The sequence below is a fragment of the Paenibacillus alkaliterrae genome, assembly GCF_021532375.1.
In the GTDB taxonomy this organism is placed as follows: Bacteria; Bacillota; Bacilli; order Paenibacillales; family Paenibacillaceae; genus Pristimantibacillus; species Pristimantibacillus alkaliterrae.
In genome coordinates, this window is record NZ_JAKGAP010000002.1 from 151,512 (window position 1) to 167,625 (window position 16,114).

The following is a 16,114-nucleotide window of genomic DNA, read 5'->3' on the forward strand; positions in this document are numbered from 1 at the left end:
AAAATGAGTTTACATCCTGTAGGCATAATCGGAACGGGCAAATATGTTCCGGAACGTATTTTAACGAATCAAGAGCTTGAACAAATGGTGGATACAAACGACGAATGGATTGTTACTCGTACAGGGATCAAAGAGAGACGATTGGCTGCTGATGAGGAAGCTACCTCTGATCTTGCCCTGATTGCATCGCTCAAAGCGATCGAGGCAGCCGGCTTAACGGCTGAAGACATTGATTTAATCATTGTAGCGACCATTACGCCCGATATGTTTTTCCCATCGACCGCATGTTTGCTTCAAGATAAGCTGGGCGCGAAGAAAGCCGCTGCTTTCGATTTATCGGCAGCCTGCTCAGGCTTCATTTATGGGCTTGCAACCGGTTCGGGCATGATTGCCTCCGGCATGTATAAGCATGTCCTTGTCGTAGGCGCCGAAACGCTTTCGCGCATTACCGATTACACGGACCGCAACACATGCATTTTGTTCGGCGACGGAGCTGGCGCTGTCGTACTGGGACAAGTGGAAGAAGGCCGCGGCTTCCTTTCGTTTGAGCTAGGCGCGGACGGCAGCGGCGGAGATCTTCTTAAGGTTCACGGCGGCGGCTCGCGGGTTCCGGCAACGGAAGAAAGCATACAGTCCAAGCAGCATTACATTTATATGGCCGGCAATGACGTATTCAAGTTTGCTGTACGCATTATGGGAAGCGCCGCCGAGGATGCCTTGCAAAAGGCTGGCATAACAAAGGATGAAATCGACCTTCTGGTTCCGCATCAAGCTAATATCCGAATAATTCAGTCCGCGCTTAACCGGTTGAACCTGTCGGAAGATAAAGCGATGATCAACCTTGATAAGTATGGAAATATGTCGGCTGCGTCGATCCCGGTCGCACTTGCGGAAGCAGTAGAGCAAGGACGCGTGAACGAAGGCGATTGCGTCGTGCTTGTAGGTTTCGGCGGCGGTTTGACATGGGGCGGTTCGGTACTCATTTGGTAAAATTATAACGAATGCTCTGTTTAGGAGGAAGCACGCTTGAGTAAAACAGCTTTTGTTTTTCCTGGGCAAGGCGCCCAGGCGGTTGGTATGGGGAAGGATGTATACGATGCCTTTGACCGTTCGCGTACCATTTTTGAACAAGCGGATCAGGCGCTTGGATTTTCACTGAGCACCATTATTTTTGAAGGCCCTGAACATGCGCTTAAGCAAACCGCAAACACACAGCCTGCTCTATTGACGGTTAGTATTGCGCTGCTTGAAGCGCTCGAAGGACGAGGTTTAAAGCCCGATTTTGTTGCGGGCCACAGCCTTGGCGAATACAGCGCGCTTGTAGCCGCCGGCGTACTCTCGTTCGAGGATGCGGTACGGACGGTTCGGGCTCGCGGACAGTTTATGGAACAAGCGGTTCCCAGCGGTCAAGGCGCAATGGCGGCCGTTCTCGGTGCCGAGCGTGAAGCGTTGGCAGCGCTATGCGCTAAGATTACGTCTGATGGTAATGTTGCCGAGCTCGCGAATGTGAATTGTCCGGGACAAATAGTTGTGTCCGGCACGGCTGCGGGCGTTCAAGCGGTTGTCGAACGCGGCAAGGAAGAGGCGGGAGCGAAAAGGGTCATTCCTCTGGAAGTAAGCGGGCCTTTCCACTCCTCGCTAATGAAGCCTGCCGCGGATAAGCTTGAGGCAGCGCTCGCGGGTCTTAAGCTGCTGGATGCCTCCGTGTCTGTCGTTGCGAATGTGACGGCCAGCGTCGTGACTGCGGCTGACGAAATTCGCGGTTTGCTTGTTGAACAAGTATATTCGCCGGTCCTTTGGGAGGACAGCATCCGTTACTTGATCGGGCAGGGCGTAGACACGTTCGTGGAAATCGGATCGGGAACGGTGCTTGCAGGCTTGATTAAAAAGATTGACAAGAACGTTCGCGTTATTTCGGTGAACAGCATCTCTGCGCTTGATGCGCTGCAGGTGAATTAACTTCAATTGGAGGGGATATGATGTTTGCCAGCCTGGAAGGGAAGAAGGCGCTTGTTACGGGAGCATCCCGGGGTATTGGAAGAGCGATCGCGATCGCTCTGGCTGAAGCCGGCGCAGATGTAGCCATTAATTACTCCGGCAGTGAAGCTGCGGCGGCAGAAACGGCGCAAGCGGTAGAAGCGCTTGGAAGACGCGCAATCGTTGTGAAAGCGAACGTCGGCAAAGCAGATGAGTTTGAAGCGATGGTGAAGGAAGTCATCGAGCAATTCGGAGCGGTACATATTTTGGTGAATAATGCCGGCATTACAAGAGATAATTTAATTATGCGTATGAAGGAAGACGAGTTCGATCAAGTCATTGAAACAAATCTCAAAGGTGTTTTCAATGGCATTAAAGCGGTCACTCGTTCGATGATGAAGCAGCGCTCGGGCCGCATCATTAACATTTCATCGGTCGTTGGCGTGCTCGGGAATCCGGGACAGGCTAACTACGTTGCCGCTAAGGCCGGCGTGATCGGTCTAACGAAAGCGAGCGCGCGCGAGCTTTCTTCACGCGGCATTACCGTTAACTGCGTTGCACCCGGATTCATTCAGACGGAAATGACCGATAAGCTCCCGGAAGAAATGCGCCAGTCGCTGTCGGGCCAAATTCCGCTTGCCCGTCTTGGTAACCCGAGCGACATTGCTAACGCGGTCCGTTTCCTTGCATCTGATGCTGCAGCCTATATGACTGGACAGACGATTCATGTGGACGGCGGCATGTATATGTAACATCTATAATTCCGTTCTTTGGAATTAAAACGGTTGCGTATGGCATTTTATCTTTAATTCTCGTATAATACCATGGAGGAGGTGAACCGGATGTCCGAAGTAGTAGATCGCGTAAAACGTATCGTCATCGACCGACTAGGCGTGGACGAAGCGGAAGTTACACTTGAAGCTTCATTTAAAGATGACCTCGGCGCTGACTCTCTTGATGTCGTTGAATTGGTCATGGAGCTGGAAGACGAGTTTGATATGGAAATCTCTGATGAAGACGCAGAGACAATCACCACTGTGGGAGAAGTAGTTAAATACATACAATCTCATACGTAAGAAGGACGAGTCCCGTTATAACAAACGGGACTTCTCTCCATCCAGACCGTTTTCATATTCTGATTATGCAAAGCGTTTTAGCTTTTATATATAAATAAAGATGATGCAAGCGCGGTCATCTACATTGCTGTCTGCAGAGGTGAATGGAATGAAGCAAAGAGTTGTCGTAACCGGTATGGGAGTTATAACCTCGCTTGGCTCGGATTTAGAGCAGTTCTGGGGGAATTTATTAGAAGGAAAATCTGGCGTCTCCGTCGTTGAGGCTTTCGATTTTTCTGAATATCCAACGAATATTGCCGCAGAAATCAAAAACTTCAGTCCTGAAGATTACGGTTTAGATAAAAAAGAAGCGCGCAGAATGGACCGTTTCGTACAATTTGCGGCAGTAGCCAGTCAGTTGGCGATTAAGGACGCAAATTTAAAGATCGGTGAAAATGCGGATGCGGAGCGTGTCGGCGTTATGGTCGGCTCGGGTATCGGAGGGCTCGGCACCTGGGAGGATCAGCATAACATTCTGCTCGAGAAGGGGCCAAAGCGCGTCAGCCCGTTTTTTATCCCGATGATGATCGCGAATATGGCCTCTGGCCAAGTCTCGATGCTGACCGGTGCGAAAGGCCCGAACAGTACGGCCGTAACCGCATGTGCGACGGGTACTCACTCCATCGGGGATTCGTTCAAGATGATTCAACGCGGCGATGCGGACGTCATGATCGCTGGCGGCGCGGAAGCGACGATCAGGCCGACAGGTATGGCCGGCTTCTGCTCGATGCGTGCGATGTCCGTTCGCAATGACGAGCCTGAGAAGGCAAGCCGTCCATTTGATATTGATCGGGATGGATTCGTTATGGGCGAGGGCGCCGGCGTACTCGTGCTTGAATCGCTTGAGCATGCTGAGGCGAGAGGCGCAATGATCTATGCGGAAATCATCGGTTACGGAATGAGCGGCGACGCTCACCATATGACGGAGCCGGATCCGGACGGCGCTGCGCGCTGCATGACGAAAGCGATCAAGGATGCAGGTATAGAACCAGCCGATATCGACTACATTAATGCGCATGGTACGTCAACTCCGGTTGGAGATCGTTCGGAGACGAAAGCGATCAAGAAGGCGTTCGGCGATCATGCCTACAAGGTAGCGATCAGCTCGACGAAATCGATGACGGGTCATTTGCTCGGCGCTGCGGGCGGCGTAGAAGCCGTTATCCTGGGCTTGACGCTCAAAAGCGGCGTTATCGCTCCAACGATTAATTTGGATAATCAAGATCCGGAATGCGATCTCGATTATGTGCCGAATAAGCCGCGAGAAGCGAACGTGAAGACGGCGCTTTCCAACTCCTTCGGCTTTGGCGGACATAACGCTACGATCGTGATGAAAGTATATGAAGCGTGATTCCTTCCTTGAGCTGCAGCAGAAGCTGCAGCTAAGCTTTAAGCGAACCAAGCTGCTGAGGCAAGCCTTCACCCATACCTCATATGTGAATGAACATAAACGAGGATCCGCGCAGGACAACGAACGGCTGGAATTTTTGGGAGATGCCGTGCTTCAATTGCTCGTGTCCGAATATTTGTTCACGACTTACCCGCAGCGTCCGGAAGGCGAGCTGACGCGAATGCGTGCTTCGATCGTGTGCGAGCCGTCTCTGGCACAGTTTGCTGAACGGCTGGAGCTTGGCTTCCATGTTTTGCTTGGGCGCGGAGAGGAACAATTAGGAGGCAGACAAAGGCAGGCTTTGCTTGCCGATTTGTTTGAATCGTTTGTAGGTGCCATCTTCTTGGATGCCGGCATCGAAAGAACGAGGAGCTTCTTGAATGAGCACATGTTTCCGTATGTTGATTCTAATGATTTCGGGTTGCTCATGAAGGATTCCAAGTCTAAGCTGCAGGAGCGCTCTCAGCATCATGGCCTTGGTTCGGTCGAATATCGAATCATAGAGGAGCGCGGTCCTGCGCATGACCGCGAGTTCGTTGTTGAGGTTTATCTCGGGGAAGAGCGCTATGGCGTGGGAAGCGGGAGAACGAAGAAGGAAGCGGAGCAGCGTGCGGCAGCAGAAGCTTGGCGCATGCTGTCGCAAGAGCAAACGTAAGCATGGAGAGTGTTCCCAATGGTCTGAGGACTGCGGGATGCTCTCTTTTTTTCGGTCAATATGAGTCGCGGAATGGTTATCAGGGGCTATAAGATGTGGTACAATGAGGGGTGAGGTGAAAACCAAAATATGTTTCTGAAACGGATTGAATTATCAGGCTTCAAGTCATTTGCCGATCGGACCGAAATGGAATTCGTAACCGGCATTACAGCGGTAGTCGGACCGAACGGCAGCGGCAAAAGCAATATTTCGGACGGCATACGTTGGGTGCTTGGCGAGCAAAGCGCGAAAAGTTTGCGCGGCGGCAAGATGGAGGATATCATTTTTGCAGGCAGCGACGCGCGCAAAGCAGTCAATTACAGCGAGGTTTCGCTTACTCTTGATAACGGAGACGGCGCATTGCCGCTTGAGTATAACGAGGTAACGGTAACCCGCCGGGTGCATCGGAGCGGCGACAGCGAATATTTAATTAATAAGCAGCCTTGCAGGCTGAAGGATATTACCGAGCTGTTCATGGATACGGGTATCGGTAAGGAGGCTTACTCCATTATTGGACAAGGCCGCATTGAGGAGATTTTGAGTACGCGCTCAGAGGACCGGCGCGGTATTTTTGAGGAAGCTTCGGGCATAGTGAAATATAAGTCCCGCAAGCGCGAGGCTCAGAAGAAGCTTGATGAGACGGAGCAGAATCTGCTGCGGATTCACGATCTGGTTTCAGAGCTTGAGGATCAAGTGGGGCCGCTGCGCAAGCAGTCGGAGAAAGCGATTCATTTCAAGCAGCTTAAAGAACTGCTCAAAACCAAAGAGATCTCGATGTATGTACATAGCATTGAACAAATACACGGCTCTTGGACGGAGGCAAACGGAAAGCTGGAGCGCTTACAGCAGGAGCAGCTCCAGCTTTCGACCGTCGTAAGTAAGCATGATGCGCATTTGGAGAAGGATCGTCAGCAGCTGCGCGAGCTCGAGCTCGAGCTTGACCAATTACATGAATCGATGCTGCAAATAAGCGAGGATTTCGAGAAATGTGAAGGATATGGCGAGGTACTCAAAGAGCGTAAACGCAATTTAGAGCAAAATAAGCGTCAACTGGAGGAATCGATTGCGGTGCAGGACGCGCGTATCGTCACGTTGACGCAGGAGGAAGCGGAGTTCCGCAGCAAGGCGGCGGCGCTGCAGCTTCAGCTTGCTGACCTGCGGGCTCAGATTGCGGATGAGGAAGCGAAGCTGTTAGGCGTTGCCGGCGGAGCGGTGGCCGATGCGGAGGAGACGCTGAAGGGAGAGCTCCTTGAGGTGCTGAGCTCGATGGCGCAGCATCGCAATGAGATACGCTATGCGGCTCAGCAGCAAGAGACGCTGCAGCGGCGAATGGAGCGGATAAGCGAGGATGAGACGAAGTGGCTGGAGCAGCAGGAGCGTCTGGATGAGAGACGCTCGGAGCTTGCGCAGGCGCTCGAAGCGACGCTTGCCCGTCTAGAACAGGCAAGAAGCCGCACGCTCACCGAGTCGGAGCAGACAAAAGCGATTTCGCAGAGCCTCGATGAAGTAACGGCTGCCATGCGGAAATGGGAGCAGAAGCTGGACAGCCATGTATCCAGACGCGACACGATGAAAGAAATGCAGGACGCGCTTGATGGCTTCATGCAAGGCGTCAAGGAAGTGCTTAAGGCATCGCGGCGGGGAAGCGGCGGCATTAGCGGCGTTCATGGCGCGGTGGCAGAGCTTGTCCGCGTGCCGGAACGAATCGAGACGGCTGTTGAGACGGCACTTGGCGGCGCGCTGCAGCATATCGTTATGGAGGATGAGAAGTCCGCTCGCGCAGCAATTGGCTTTCTGAAGCAGCGCCAGCTTGGACGGGCTACTTTCTTGCCGCTTGACGTTATTCGCGGCAGACAAGTGCCCGAGCACGACAAGCGCAACGCTGAATCGATTGAGGGTTTTGTCGGCGTTGCAGCGGAATTAGTCAGCTCCGATAGCCGTTATGAAGCTATCGTGAACAATTTACTCGGTAATGTCCTGCTCGCGGAAACGCTTGAACAAGCCAACCGGATTGCTTCCAAATGCCAGTATCGCTATCGCGTCGTTACTCTTGAGGGCGATATCGTCAATGCGGGCGGCTCGATGACGGGGGGCAGTCTGCAGAAGAAGGGCGCAAGCTTATTAGGCCGTCAGAGACAAATCGACGTACTCGATCAAGAGATAGCGGATGCAAGCAGGATGGCGGAGCAGCTCCGGAACAAGCTAAGTGATTTGCGCAAGGAGCAATCGATACGCTCGCATAACATCGAGGAGCTGCGCGCCCAAGGCGAGCAAAGCCGGATTGAGGAGCAGCAGATAAGGGCGGAGATTCAACAGCTTCATAACGAAGCCAAGCATTTGGACGAGCAGAAGCAGCTTTATACGGCTGACCGAACCACACATATTTCGGAGCAGAAGGATATACAGTCGGCTGCGGCTGCGGCTGAGCTTCGGTTGGAGCAGCTCATTCAGGATGAATCAAGGCTGCAGGATGCGATCCGTATGGCGGAGGAGCGGCGCAAAGCTAGTGAATCCGCGAAAGAAGAGCTGCAAGGCCAGTTGACCGATATTAAAATCGCCGCGGCGAAAACGGATCAGGTGAAGCTTTCGTTCGAGGATCAAGCGACGCGCGTTCGCGCTGATATACAGAGAGCCAAGCAAGAGTTAACAGGCTTGCGATCATTATCGGCGCAGCAGGAGGAAGAGCTGACGCGACACGCCGAGGAGAACGTCCAGCAAATCGAGCAGCTTAATCACTTAAGGTTACAGAAGCAGCAATGCGCGGAGCAGACCGATTTGAAGCGGGCAGCCCGCGCGCAGCGTATCGCGGAGCTCGATGAAGGCGAAAGTGAAACGAAGGAGCAGCGTGCAAGGCTAAGACAGGTTGAGGAGCAAATGCGGCAAACGGAAATCGCGGCGAATCGGCTTGACGTGGAGCTGGACAACCTGCTGCGCAAGCTGAGCGAGGAGTATGAGCTTAGCTACGAATTGGCAAAAGAGCAATATCCGGTTCCGGAGGATGTTGTCGGCACGCAGAACGAGGTCCGTGATATTAAACGGCAAATTGCGTCATTGGGAGAAGTGAATTTAGGAGCAATCGAGGAATATGAGCGCGTGAAGGAACGGTATGAATTTTTGTCCGCTCAAAAGGATGATTTGATCGAAGCGAAGACGACGCTCTACCAAGTTATTCGGGAAATGGATGAGGAGATGTCGAAACGCTTTAAGACGACATTTGAGGCGATTAGAGGTCACTTCGTCATCGTATTCGCCAAGCTGTTCGGAGGAGGACGGGCCGACCTTGTGCTGGCCGAGCCGGATAAGGTGCTTGAAACGGGGATCGATATCGTAGCGCAGCCGCCGGGCAAGAAGCAGCAAAATCTGCAGCTTCTATCGGGCGGCGAGCGGGCATTGACGGCAATCGCGCTGCTCTTTGCCATTTTGCAGGTCAAGCCGGTGCCTTTCTGTGTGCTCGACGAGGTTGAGGCTGCGCTTGATGAAGCGAACGTATCGCGTTTCGCGCAATATTTGCGCGAGTTCTCGGGCCTTACGCAATTCATCGTCGTTACGCATCGCAAAGGGACGATGGAGGAAGCGGATGTGCTGTACGGCGTTACGATGGAGGAAGGCGGCGTATCGAAGCTGGTATCCGTCCGTCTGGAGGAAGACGAGCCGGTATCTGCATAAATAAACGGGTCCGGTATTGCGAGTATGGAGGAATGGGAAAGATGAGTTTTTTTAAAAAGCTAAAAGAAAGCATCGCAACGAAAACGGAAGCGGTGACGAATGTTTTCAAGGAAGGCTTGGCGAAGACGCGCACGGCTTTCGCCCAGAAGGTCGAGGAGCTTATCACTCGCCGCAAGAAAATCGACGAGCAGTTCTACGAAGAGCTTGAAGAAATTTTGATCGGCGCCGATGTTGGCGTGAATACGGTTATGCAATTGATCGACGAGCTGCGCGTTGAGGTGAAGAAACGTAAAATTGAAGAGGCAGCGGATTTGCAGCCGGTTCTATCGGAGAAGCTCATTCAGCTTATGAAGGGCGATGATCATGCTGGTCTACGTATGGCAGCAAGCGGCATAACCGTTATTTTGTTCGTTGGCGTGAACGGTGTTGGCAAGACGACGACGATCGGAAAGCTTGCGCATAAATTTAAGAATGAAGGCAAAAGCGTGCTGCTGGCAGCCGGGGACACATTCCGTGCCGGCGCGATCGAGCAGCTTGAGGTATGGGGGCAACGAGTAGGCGTCGATGTTATTAAGCAGCAATCCGGCTCTGATCCTGCAGCGGTCATGTTCGATGCCGTTCAAGCGGCCAAGCAGCGCGGCGTAGACGTTCTGTTATGCGATACGGCAGGCAGGCTTCAAAACAAAACGAACCTGATGGAAGAACTTAATAAAATTTTTCGCGTTATCCAGCGCGAGCTTCCGGATGCCCCGCATGAGGTTTTATTGGTTCTCGATGCGACTACCGGCCAGAACGCGCTCAGCCAGGCGAAGCTGTTCGGGGAGAAGAGCGGCGTTACCGGTCTTGTGTTAACCAAACTTGATGGTACGGCTAAGGGCGGAATCGTCATTGCTATTCGAAACGAGCTTAGCCTGCCGGTGAAGCTTGTCGGTCTTGGAGAGAAAATGGGCGATCTGCAGCAGTTCGATTCGGAGCAATTTATACACGCTTTGTTTGCGGGATTAATTCAGCGCGAGGATGCTGAAGGGTCGGAGGAAACGGCTAAATAAGCGTGTAATAACTCTCTTTTTTCAACGGCTGCAGCATCTTGTTAGAGTGACAAGGGCAAATGCTTGACAGCAGCCCATATCGTCCTGTATGATAAGAGACGTTGTCAGCTGTAAAGGCCTTTTCCTTGACGGCTGCGCGTATGGTTGTGATACAGGAGGGTTTAGGATGAAAGCAAATGAACCAAATGCCTTATCCAAGACAACCCGAATCAATCTATTGTTCGACTTTTACGAGCCGCTCCTGACAGAGAAGCAGCGGACGTTCTTAAAATATTATTTTCACGACGATTTCTCGCTCGGCGAGATTTCCGCGGAGTTCGGCATAAGCAGGCAAGCGGTATATGAGCATATCAAGCGTGCAGAGCAGGCTCTAGAAAGCTATGAGAGCAAGCTAAGCCTACTGGAAAGGCATGAGTCGCTGCAGAATTGGACCGTCCAGCTGGTGAACGTCATCAATGATCTTTCGCTTAACGAGCAGGACAGACAGTCTCTGATGAATATCATTGCACAAATTAACTCGCCAGAATAATAAACGAATGAATGGAGGTGACGGTACATGGCAGCGTTTGAGAGCTTATCGAGTCGGCTTCAAAATGTGTTCAGCAAGCTGAGGGGCAAAGGCAAAGTTTCCGAAGAGGATGTTAATGATGCGATGCGCGAGGTGAGATTGGCGCTTCTGGAAGCGGACGTTAACTTCAAGGTCGTCAAGGACTTTATCGCGAAGGTGAAGGAACAGGCTGTTGGCTTAGATGTATCTAAGAGCTTTACGCCCGGCATGGTCGTCATCGATATCGTTAATAAAGAACTCACGGAGCTTATGGGCGGTACGCAGAGCAAGCTTGTGAAGGCCAATAAGCCGCCAACGGTCATTATGATGGCCGGTTTGCAGGGTGCCGGTAAGACCACGACGACGGGCAAGCTGGCTAAGCTGCTCCAGAAGGGTAATCATAAGCCTCTTATGATCGCATGCGATATTTACCGGCCCGCTGCGATTAAGCAGCTGCAGGTTCTCGGCGATCAAATTAATGCGCCGGTGTTTTCGATGGGCGATCAGACCTCTCCCGTGGATATCGCGCGTGCCGGACTTCAGCATGCGAAGGAGAACGGCAACGATTACGTCATCATAGATACAGCGGGCCGTCTGCATATTGACGAAGAATTGATGGAAGAGCTGAAGCAAATTCATCAGATTACGAAGCCGGATGAAGTGCTTCTAGTCGTCGATGCAATGACCGGGCAAGATGCGGTTAACGTAGCGAAGAGCTTCCATGAGCAGCTTGAGTTAACGGGCGTCGTCCTCACGAAGCTCGACGGCGATACGCGAGGCGGTGCGGCGCTTTCCGTTAAAGCCGTGACGGGCTGCCCGATCAAATTCGCGGCAATGGGCGAGAAGATCGACTCCTTGGAGCCGTTCCATCCCGAGCGTATGGCATCCCGAATACTCGGCATGGGCGACATGCTTTCGTTGATCGAGAAGGCACAGTCGAACATCGATGCCGAGAAGGCCAAGGAAATGGAACGCAAGATGCGTACCGCGGAATTTACGTTCGAGGATTTCCTTGAACAGATGGAGCAGGTTAGGAACCTCGGACCGCTCGATCAAATTATGGATATGCTGCCCGGCATGAACAAGATGAAGGGCATGAAGGATATGAAGGTCGACGAGAAGCAAATCGGCCGGGTCGAAGCGATCGTTCGTTCCATGACCAAGGAAGAGAAGCAAAAGCCTGAGCTTCTTAACCACAGTCGGCGTAAGCGGGTAGCGGCAGGCAGCGGAACGACGGTTGTCGAAGTGAACCGTTTGATCAAGCAGTTCGATGACATGAAGAAAATGATGAAGCAATTTTCATCGATGATGGGACCGAAAGGACCAAAAGGATCTAAGGGCGGCAAGAAAGGGCTCAAGGGTCTGCTCGGCAAAAATATGAAGTTTCCGTTTTAAATCGCATTTATCACTTGAAGGAGGTGAATTTCCATGGCAGTACGTATTCGTTTGAAAAGAATCGGTGCTCACAAGGCTCCTTTCTACCGCGTAGTCGTATCGGATTCCCGTTCGCCGCGTGACGGACGTTTTATCGAAGAGATCGGCACTTACAACCCGGTTGCACAACCGGCTCAAGTTAAGATCGACGAAGAAAAAGCGTTGAAATGGTTGCAAACAGGAGCTCAAGCTTCTGATACCGTTCGTGACTTGCTTTCCAAAGCTGGTGTTATGAAAAAGTTCCATGAGCTTAAGCAACAGAAATAACTGTTGAGCAGCGGAGGGCTTTGAGATGAAAGAATTGATTCTTGTTATAGCGAAGGCTTTGGTGGATCATCCGGATCAGGTTCAAGTCAATGTGAAAGATGATGACCGAGGCACGATATACGAGCTTTCGGTTCACCCTGAGGATATCGGTAAAATCATCGGCAAGCAGGGACGCATAGCGAAAGCGATGAGAACGGTAGTCACTTCTGCTTCCGTTAAATCGCAAAAGCGCGTCATTGTAGACATCATGTCATAACGCACGCACTCAAGAAGGGCCAGGATCAATATCCTGGCCCTTTTCCGATGGACGGCTTCGTTCGCTAACTTGGAACGAAGCCGTTTTTGCATGTATAATACGGTTATACGAAAATGAAGGGCTGGTTGACATGAACGAAAAGTGGTTTACGGTCGGAAAGATAGTTAATACCCATGGCATTCGAGGTGAGCTTAAGGTGCTCTCGCAAACGGATTTCGCCGATGTTCGGTTTGCGGCGGGCAGCAAGCTTCTCATGTTGAACGAAGAGAGCGGCGACTCGATGGAAGTGAAGGTCATTAGCTCGCGTTCTCACAAGAACGTATACATAGTGAAGCTGGAAGGCTTTAATGACATTAACCTCGTAGAGAAATACAAAGGATGGGTGCTAAAAGTGTCCGAGGCTGAATTAGTTCCGCTCGATGAGGGCGAATATTATTATCATGAAATTATCGGTTGCCGAGTTTTGACGGAGGAAGGCGAGGAGCTAGGCGTTATATCTGAGATCTTAAGCCCGGGAGCAAACGATGTGTGGGTGGTGGACCGTCCGAAGGGCGCAGGAAAGCAGCTCCTGCTGCCCGTCATTGACGATGTATTGATCAGCGTTAACATCAAGGAAAAACTCGTAACGGTTCGTTTGATGGAAGGATTGATTTAACGAATGAAAATAGATGTGCTGACGCTGTTCCCGGAAATGTTCGATGGCGTGTTTGGCGCCAGCATTCTGGGGAAAGCAAAGGAAAAGGGGATCGTCTCGCTGGAGGCGATTAATTTCCGGGCTTACTCGAATAATAAGCATAATACCGTTGATGATTATCCTTACGGAGGCGGAGGCGGCATGGTTCTGAAGCCAGAGCCCGTATTTGCAGCTGTAGAAGACTTGAAGCTCGAGGAAAATATTCGGCCAAGAGTTATTTTGATGTGCCCGCAAGGGGCGCAATTTACTCAGCAGAAGGCGGAGGAGCTTGCGAGGGAGCAGCATCTCGTCCTTATATGCGGCCATTACGAGGGTTACGATGAGCGGATCCGCGAGCATCTCGTGACGGACGAGCTGTCAATCGGAGATTACGTGTTGACAGGGGGCGAGGTGCCCGCTATGGTCGTAATCGATAGTGTCGTTAGACTGCTGCCAGGCGTACTTGGCAACGAAACCTCAGCCGTTACCGATTCCTATAGCACCGGCCTGCTCGAGCATCCGCATTACACGCGTCCAGCCGAGTTCCGCGGATGGCAAGTGCCTGATGTGCTTATCTCCGGACATCATGCGAACATTGAAGTGTGGCGCCGCGAGCAGTCGCTCCTTAGGACGCTGGAGCGCCGTCCAGACCTGCTGCAGCAGGCAAAGCTTACGGACAAGGAACGGAAGTGGCTGGCTGCCAGGGCGAAGCTGGACGCATCAGGTAACGAACGGTAGCAAGATGCAGTTAACAAGAAAGCCGCTGCGGGACATCAGCAGCGGCTTTCTTGTTAGCCTATGAATGGGAAACCGATTATGGTGTATAGAAGTATTGGGTATAATAGACATTATAGTATGATTGTTTAAAAAACGTGTTGTATTGCTCGGTTCTTTGTGGTAAAATTTCTAATGTTGTTCGTTAAGTCGGACGGTCCGCTATCAGCGATGACCCGATTCATAGGAATGCGGCGAGCTCATAAGAACGTCTATGGTGGAAGGAGTGAATCAAATGAATCTTTTGCAAACAATTGCGCTAGAAAACCTGCGTCAAGATCTACCGAACTTTCGTCCTGGCGACACCTTGAAAGTTCACGTAAAAGTTATCGAGGGAACGCGTGAGCGTATCCAATTGTTCGAAGGCGTTGTAATCAAACGTCGCGGCGGTGGAATCAGCGAAACTTTTACAGTGCGTAAAATTTCCTACGGTGTTGGTGTGGAAAGAACATTCCCGCTTAACTCGCCTAAAATCGAAAAAATCGAAGTGGCTCGCCGTGGTAAAGTACGTCGTGCGAAACTGTACTACCTGCGTAGTCTTCGCGGTAAAGCTGCTAGAATTAAAGAAATTCGTTAAGATCAAACGACAAGAGGGGCTTGCGCAAACAAGCTCCTTTTCGTTTTTCTAATTTCCCCATACATAATCAGCATATAGAAAGAAGGCGGGCAAAGTGGACTCACAGCAGCGTAATAACGGGTTGAACGACGGCAGCGATAATGATTCAACGGAAACGCAAAGTCATGCATTTCAACAAAATATACCGAACCGTGCCGCGGCCCATGCTTCCGGCTCTGGCAAGCAGAGCGGCGCTTATAAGGAAATCGTGGAATGGATCAAAGCGCTTGTTATCGCGGTCGTTCTCGTATTTCTCATCCGTCAATTTCTATTCTCGCCGTTTATTGTGGACGGGCCATCGATGCAGCCGAATTTTGAGACTGGTGAACGGTTAATTGTTAACAAAATTATATATGCGATTCGAGAGCCGAAGTTCGGCGAGGTTGTCGTGTTCGATGTCCCGGAGCAAGATCGAAAGTTTATTAAGCGAGTAATTGGCGTACCGGGGGATACGATAAGACTTGAGGGCGATGACCTTTATATTAATGAAAAGAAAATCGATGAGCCCTATATAAAGGAAGCTATTGAAGCGGCCCATGCGAAAGGCGAGTTATATAATTTGGCAGGACCAGACTCTAACTTCCCGAACTCAAGTAATCAGGAAATGACTGTTCCGGAAGGTGCGATATTCGCATTGGGCGACAATCGAAGGAATAGTTCGGACAGCAGAGTTATCGGTTTTGTAACCGATGATGAGGTGGTCGGACGGGCCGATATTATTTTTTGGCCGCTGAACAAGCTGGAATTTATTAAGCACTGGACTAAATGAGGTGAGTAAATGACCATTCAATGGTTCCCCGGTCATATGACCAGGGCGAAACGGCAAATACAAGACAAGCTGAAACTAATCGATCTTGCCATCGAACTATTGGATGCCCGGGTTCCGCTTTCAAGCCGCAATCCGATGATTGAGGAAATTTTGAACGGCAAGCCGCGGCTAATTGTATTGAATAAATCCGATTTGGCAGATCCGAAGACAACGGAGCAATGGATGGCTTACTTCCGTAACGAAGGTTATGAGTCCATCGCAATCGATTCATCGACAGGCACGAAGGTAAGTGAAGTTCCGCTGAAGGCGAAACAAATTTTACATGATAAAATCGCTCGTCAAATTGCTAAAGGAATCAACCCGCGCGCCATCCGCGGACTGATCGTCGGTATACCGAACGTCGGTAAATCAACGCTTATCAACAAGCTCGCAGGTCGCGCTATCGCGTTGACCGGTGATCGTCCGGGTGTAACGAAAGGGCAGCAATGGATCAAAGTCGGCACCGAGATGGAGCTGCTCGACACGCCGGGCATTTTGTGGCCGAAGTTTGAAGATGAGCTTGTCGGCTACCGTCTTGCGATGACCGGAGCCATTCGCGAACAGATTTTGAATGTGGACGATATCGCATTTTTTGCCATGCGTGAGCTTGTGGAGCGTTATTGGCCTACCATTAAGGAACGGTATGAGCTTGAAACGCCTCCGAAGAATATTTCCGATTCCGACGAGATCGTTCGTGTGATGGAAGATATCGGACGGCGAAGAGGGTGCCTGGTTAGTGGCGGACGCGTTGATTTGGAGAAAACTTCAGGCATTATTTTACGGGATTTGCGCTCTGGCAAGCTCGGTCGTATCACGCTTGAGGCTCCGCCCTATTAAGCGGATGCAGA

The 16,114-nt window shown here is 51.3% G+C and carries 17 protein-coding genes; all 17 read left to right on the plus strand.

All coding sequences use genetic code 11. The features are described from left to right. Window positions 1–3 precede the first annotated feature (3 nt). Window positions 4–990, plus strand: a complete 987-nt coding sequence (locus tag L1N85_RS00815; RefSeq protein WP_235233749.1) for a beta-ketoacyl-ACP synthase III — start codon at window positions 4–6, stop codon at window positions 988–990. 36 nt (window positions 991–1,026) lie between these two features. Next, complete coding sequence (gene fabD / locus L1N85_RS00820) at window positions 1,027–1,959, plus strand: ACP S-malonyltransferase (RefSeq protein ID WP_235233754.1); 933 nt, start codon at window positions 1,027–1,029, stop codon at window positions 1,957–1,959. 20 nt (window positions 1,960–1,979) lie between these two features. Beyond that, window positions 1,980–2,729, plus strand: a complete 750-nt coding sequence (fabG, locus tag L1N85_RS00825; protein WP_235234333.1) for a 3-oxoacyl-[acyl-carrier-protein] reductase — start codon at window positions 1,980–1,982, stop codon at window positions 2,727–2,729. 90 nt (window positions 2,730–2,819) lie between these two features. Beyond that, window positions 2,820–3,053 carry an acyl carrier protein gene (locus tag L1N85_RS00830; protein ID WP_053375686.1) on the plus strand — a complete coding sequence of 78 codons (234 nt, stop codon included), beginning with the start codon at window positions 2,820–2,822 and terminating at the stop codon, window positions 3,051–3,053. A gap of 148 nt (window positions 3,054–3,201) precedes the next feature. Next, complete coding sequence (gene fabF / locus L1N85_RS00835) at window positions 3,202–4,443, plus strand: beta-ketoacyl-ACP synthase II (RefSeq protein WP_235233756.1); 1,242 nt, start codon at window positions 3,202–3,204, stop codon at window positions 4,441–4,443. Then, window positions 4,433–5,137: a ribonuclease III gene (gene rnc / locus L1N85_RS00840; RefSeq protein WP_235233763.1), complete on the plus strand. Its 705-nt coding sequence runs from the start codon at window positions 4,433–4,435 to the stop codon at window positions 5,135–5,137. The genes fabF and rnc overlap by 11 nt, the downstream gene beginning before the upstream one ends. 129 nt (window positions 5,138–5,266) lie before the next feature. After that, window positions 5,267–8,842 carry a chromosome segregation protein SMC gene (smc, locus tag L1N85_RS00845; protein ID WP_235233769.1) on the plus strand — a complete coding sequence of 1,192 codons (3,576 nt, stop codon included), beginning with the start codon at window positions 5,267–5,269 and terminating at the stop codon, window positions 8,840–8,842. A 41-nt stretch (window positions 8,843–8,883) separates the two neighbouring features. After that, entirely contained in the window at window positions 8,884–9,891 is a 1,008-nt protein-coding gene (gene ftsY / locus L1N85_RS00850; protein WP_235233770.1) for a signal recognition particle-docking protein FtsY, read from the plus strand. A 166-nt stretch (window positions 9,892–10,057) separates the two neighbouring features. Next, window positions 10,058–10,420, plus strand: coding sequence for a YlxM family DNA-binding protein (gene ylxM, locus L1N85_RS00855; protein ID WP_235233771.1), 363 nt, complete (start codon window positions 10,058–10,060; stop codon window positions 10,418–10,420). 27 nt (window positions 10,421–10,447) lie between these two features. Further along, complete coding sequence (gene ffh, locus L1N85_RS00860; RefSeq protein WP_235233775.1) at window positions 10,448–11,833, plus strand: signal recognition particle protein; 1,386 nt, start codon at window positions 10,448–10,450, stop codon at window positions 11,831–11,833. A gap of 33 nt (window positions 11,834–11,866) precedes the next feature. Next, a complete protein-coding gene (gene rpsP / locus L1N85_RS00865) occupies window positions 11,867–12,139 on the plus strand; it encodes a 30S ribosomal protein S16 (RefSeq protein ID WP_102712208.1) in 273 nt (90 codons plus the stop codon). Window positions 12,140–12,164: 25 nt separating this feature from the next. Then, window positions 12,165–12,395 carry a KH domain-containing protein gene (locus L1N85_RS00870; RefSeq protein ID WP_235233777.1) on the plus strand — a complete coding sequence of 77 codons (231 nt, stop codon included), beginning with the start codon at window positions 12,165–12,167 and terminating at the stop codon, window positions 12,393–12,395. Between the two features lie 130 nt (window positions 12,396–12,525). Then, window positions 12,526–13,050 carry a ribosome maturation factor RimM gene (rimM, locus tag L1N85_RS00875; RefSeq protein ID WP_235233780.1) on the plus strand — a complete coding sequence of 175 codons (525 nt, stop codon included), beginning with the start codon at window positions 12,526–12,528 and terminating at the stop codon, window positions 13,048–13,050. Window positions 13,051–13,053: 3 nt separating this feature from the next. After that, entirely contained in the window at window positions 13,054–13,806 is a 753-nt protein-coding gene (gene trmD, locus L1N85_RS00880) for a tRNA (guanosine(37)-N1)-methyltransferase TrmD (RefSeq protein WP_235233783.1), read from the plus strand. Between the two features lie 271 nt (window positions 13,807–14,077). Then, window positions 14,078–14,419 carry a 50S ribosomal protein L19 gene (gene rplS, locus L1N85_RS00885; RefSeq protein WP_235233784.1) on the plus strand — a complete coding sequence of 114 codons (342 nt, stop codon included), beginning with the start codon at window positions 14,078–14,080 and terminating at the stop codon, window positions 14,417–14,419. A gap of 181 nt (window positions 14,420–14,600) precedes the next feature. Beyond that, on the plus strand, window positions 14,601–15,227 hold the full coding sequence (gene lepB / locus L1N85_RS00890; protein WP_235234334.1) for a signal peptidase I: 627 nt from the start codon (window positions 14,601–14,603) through the stop codon (window positions 15,225–15,227). Between the two features lie 9 nt (window positions 15,228–15,236). Next, complete coding sequence (gene ylqF / locus L1N85_RS00895; RefSeq protein ID WP_235233789.1) at window positions 15,237–16,103, plus strand: ribosome biogenesis GTPase YlqF; 867 nt, start codon at window positions 15,237–15,239, stop codon at window positions 16,101–16,103. Window positions 16,104–16,114: the final 11 nt, after the last annotated feature.

Bases quoted from the DNA above. Each gene is read 5' to 3' on its own strand.
- L1N85_RS00830 (WP_053375686.1), top strand. From the start codon at position 2,820: ATGTCCGAAGTAGTAGATCGCGTAAAACGTATCGTCATCGACCGACTA.
- trmD (WP_235233783.1), top strand. From the start codon at position 13,054: ATGAAAATAGATGTGCTGACGCTGTTCCCGGAAATGTTCGATGGCGTG.
- rpsP (WP_102712208.1), top strand. From the start codon at position 11,867: ATGGCAGTACGTATTCGTTTGAAAAGAATCGGTGCTCACAAGGCTCCT.
- rnc (WP_235233763.1), top strand. From the start codon at position 4,433: ATGAAGCGTGATTCCTTCCTTGAGCTGCAGCAGAAGCTGCAGCTAAGC.
- rplS (WP_235233784.1), top strand. From the start codon at position 14,078: ATGAATCTTTTGCAAACAATTGCGCTAGAAAACCTGCGTCAAGATCTA.
- ftsY (WP_235233770.1), top strand. From the start codon at position 8,884: ATGAGTTTTTTTAAAAAGCTAAAAGAAAGCATCGCAACGAAAACGGAA.
- L1N85_RS00870 (WP_235233777.1), top strand. From the start codon at position 12,165: ATGAAAGAATTGATTCTTGTTATAGCGAAGGCTTTGGTGGATCATCCG.
- fabG (WP_235234333.1), top strand. From the start codon at position 1,980: ATGTTTGCCAGCCTGGAAGGGAAGAAGGCGCTTGTTACGGGAGCATCC.
- ylqF (WP_235233789.1), top strand. From the start codon at position 15,237: ATGACCATTCAATGGTTCCCCGGTCATATGACCAGGGCGAAACGGCAA.
- rimM (WP_235233780.1), top strand. From the start codon at position 12,526: ATGAACGAAAAGTGGTTTACGGTCGGAAAGATAGTTAATACCCATGGC.
- fabF (WP_235233756.1), top strand. From the start codon at position 3,202: ATGAAGCAAAGAGTTGTCGTAACCGGTATGGGAGTTATAACCTCGCTT.
- L1N85_RS00815 (WP_235233749.1), top strand. From the start codon at position 4: ATGAGTTTACATCCTGTAGGCATAATCGGAACGGGCAAATATGTTCCG.
- ylxM (WP_235233771.1), top strand. From the start codon at position 10,058: ATGAAAGCAAATGAACCAAATGCCTTATCCAAGACAACCCGAATCAAT.
- smc (WP_235233769.1), top strand. From the start codon at position 5,267: ATGTTTCTGAAACGGATTGAATTATCAGGCTTCAAGTCATTTGCCGAT.
- ffh (WP_235233775.1), top strand. From the start codon at position 10,448: ATGGCAGCGTTTGAGAGCTTATCGAGTCGGCTTCAAAATGTGTTCAGC.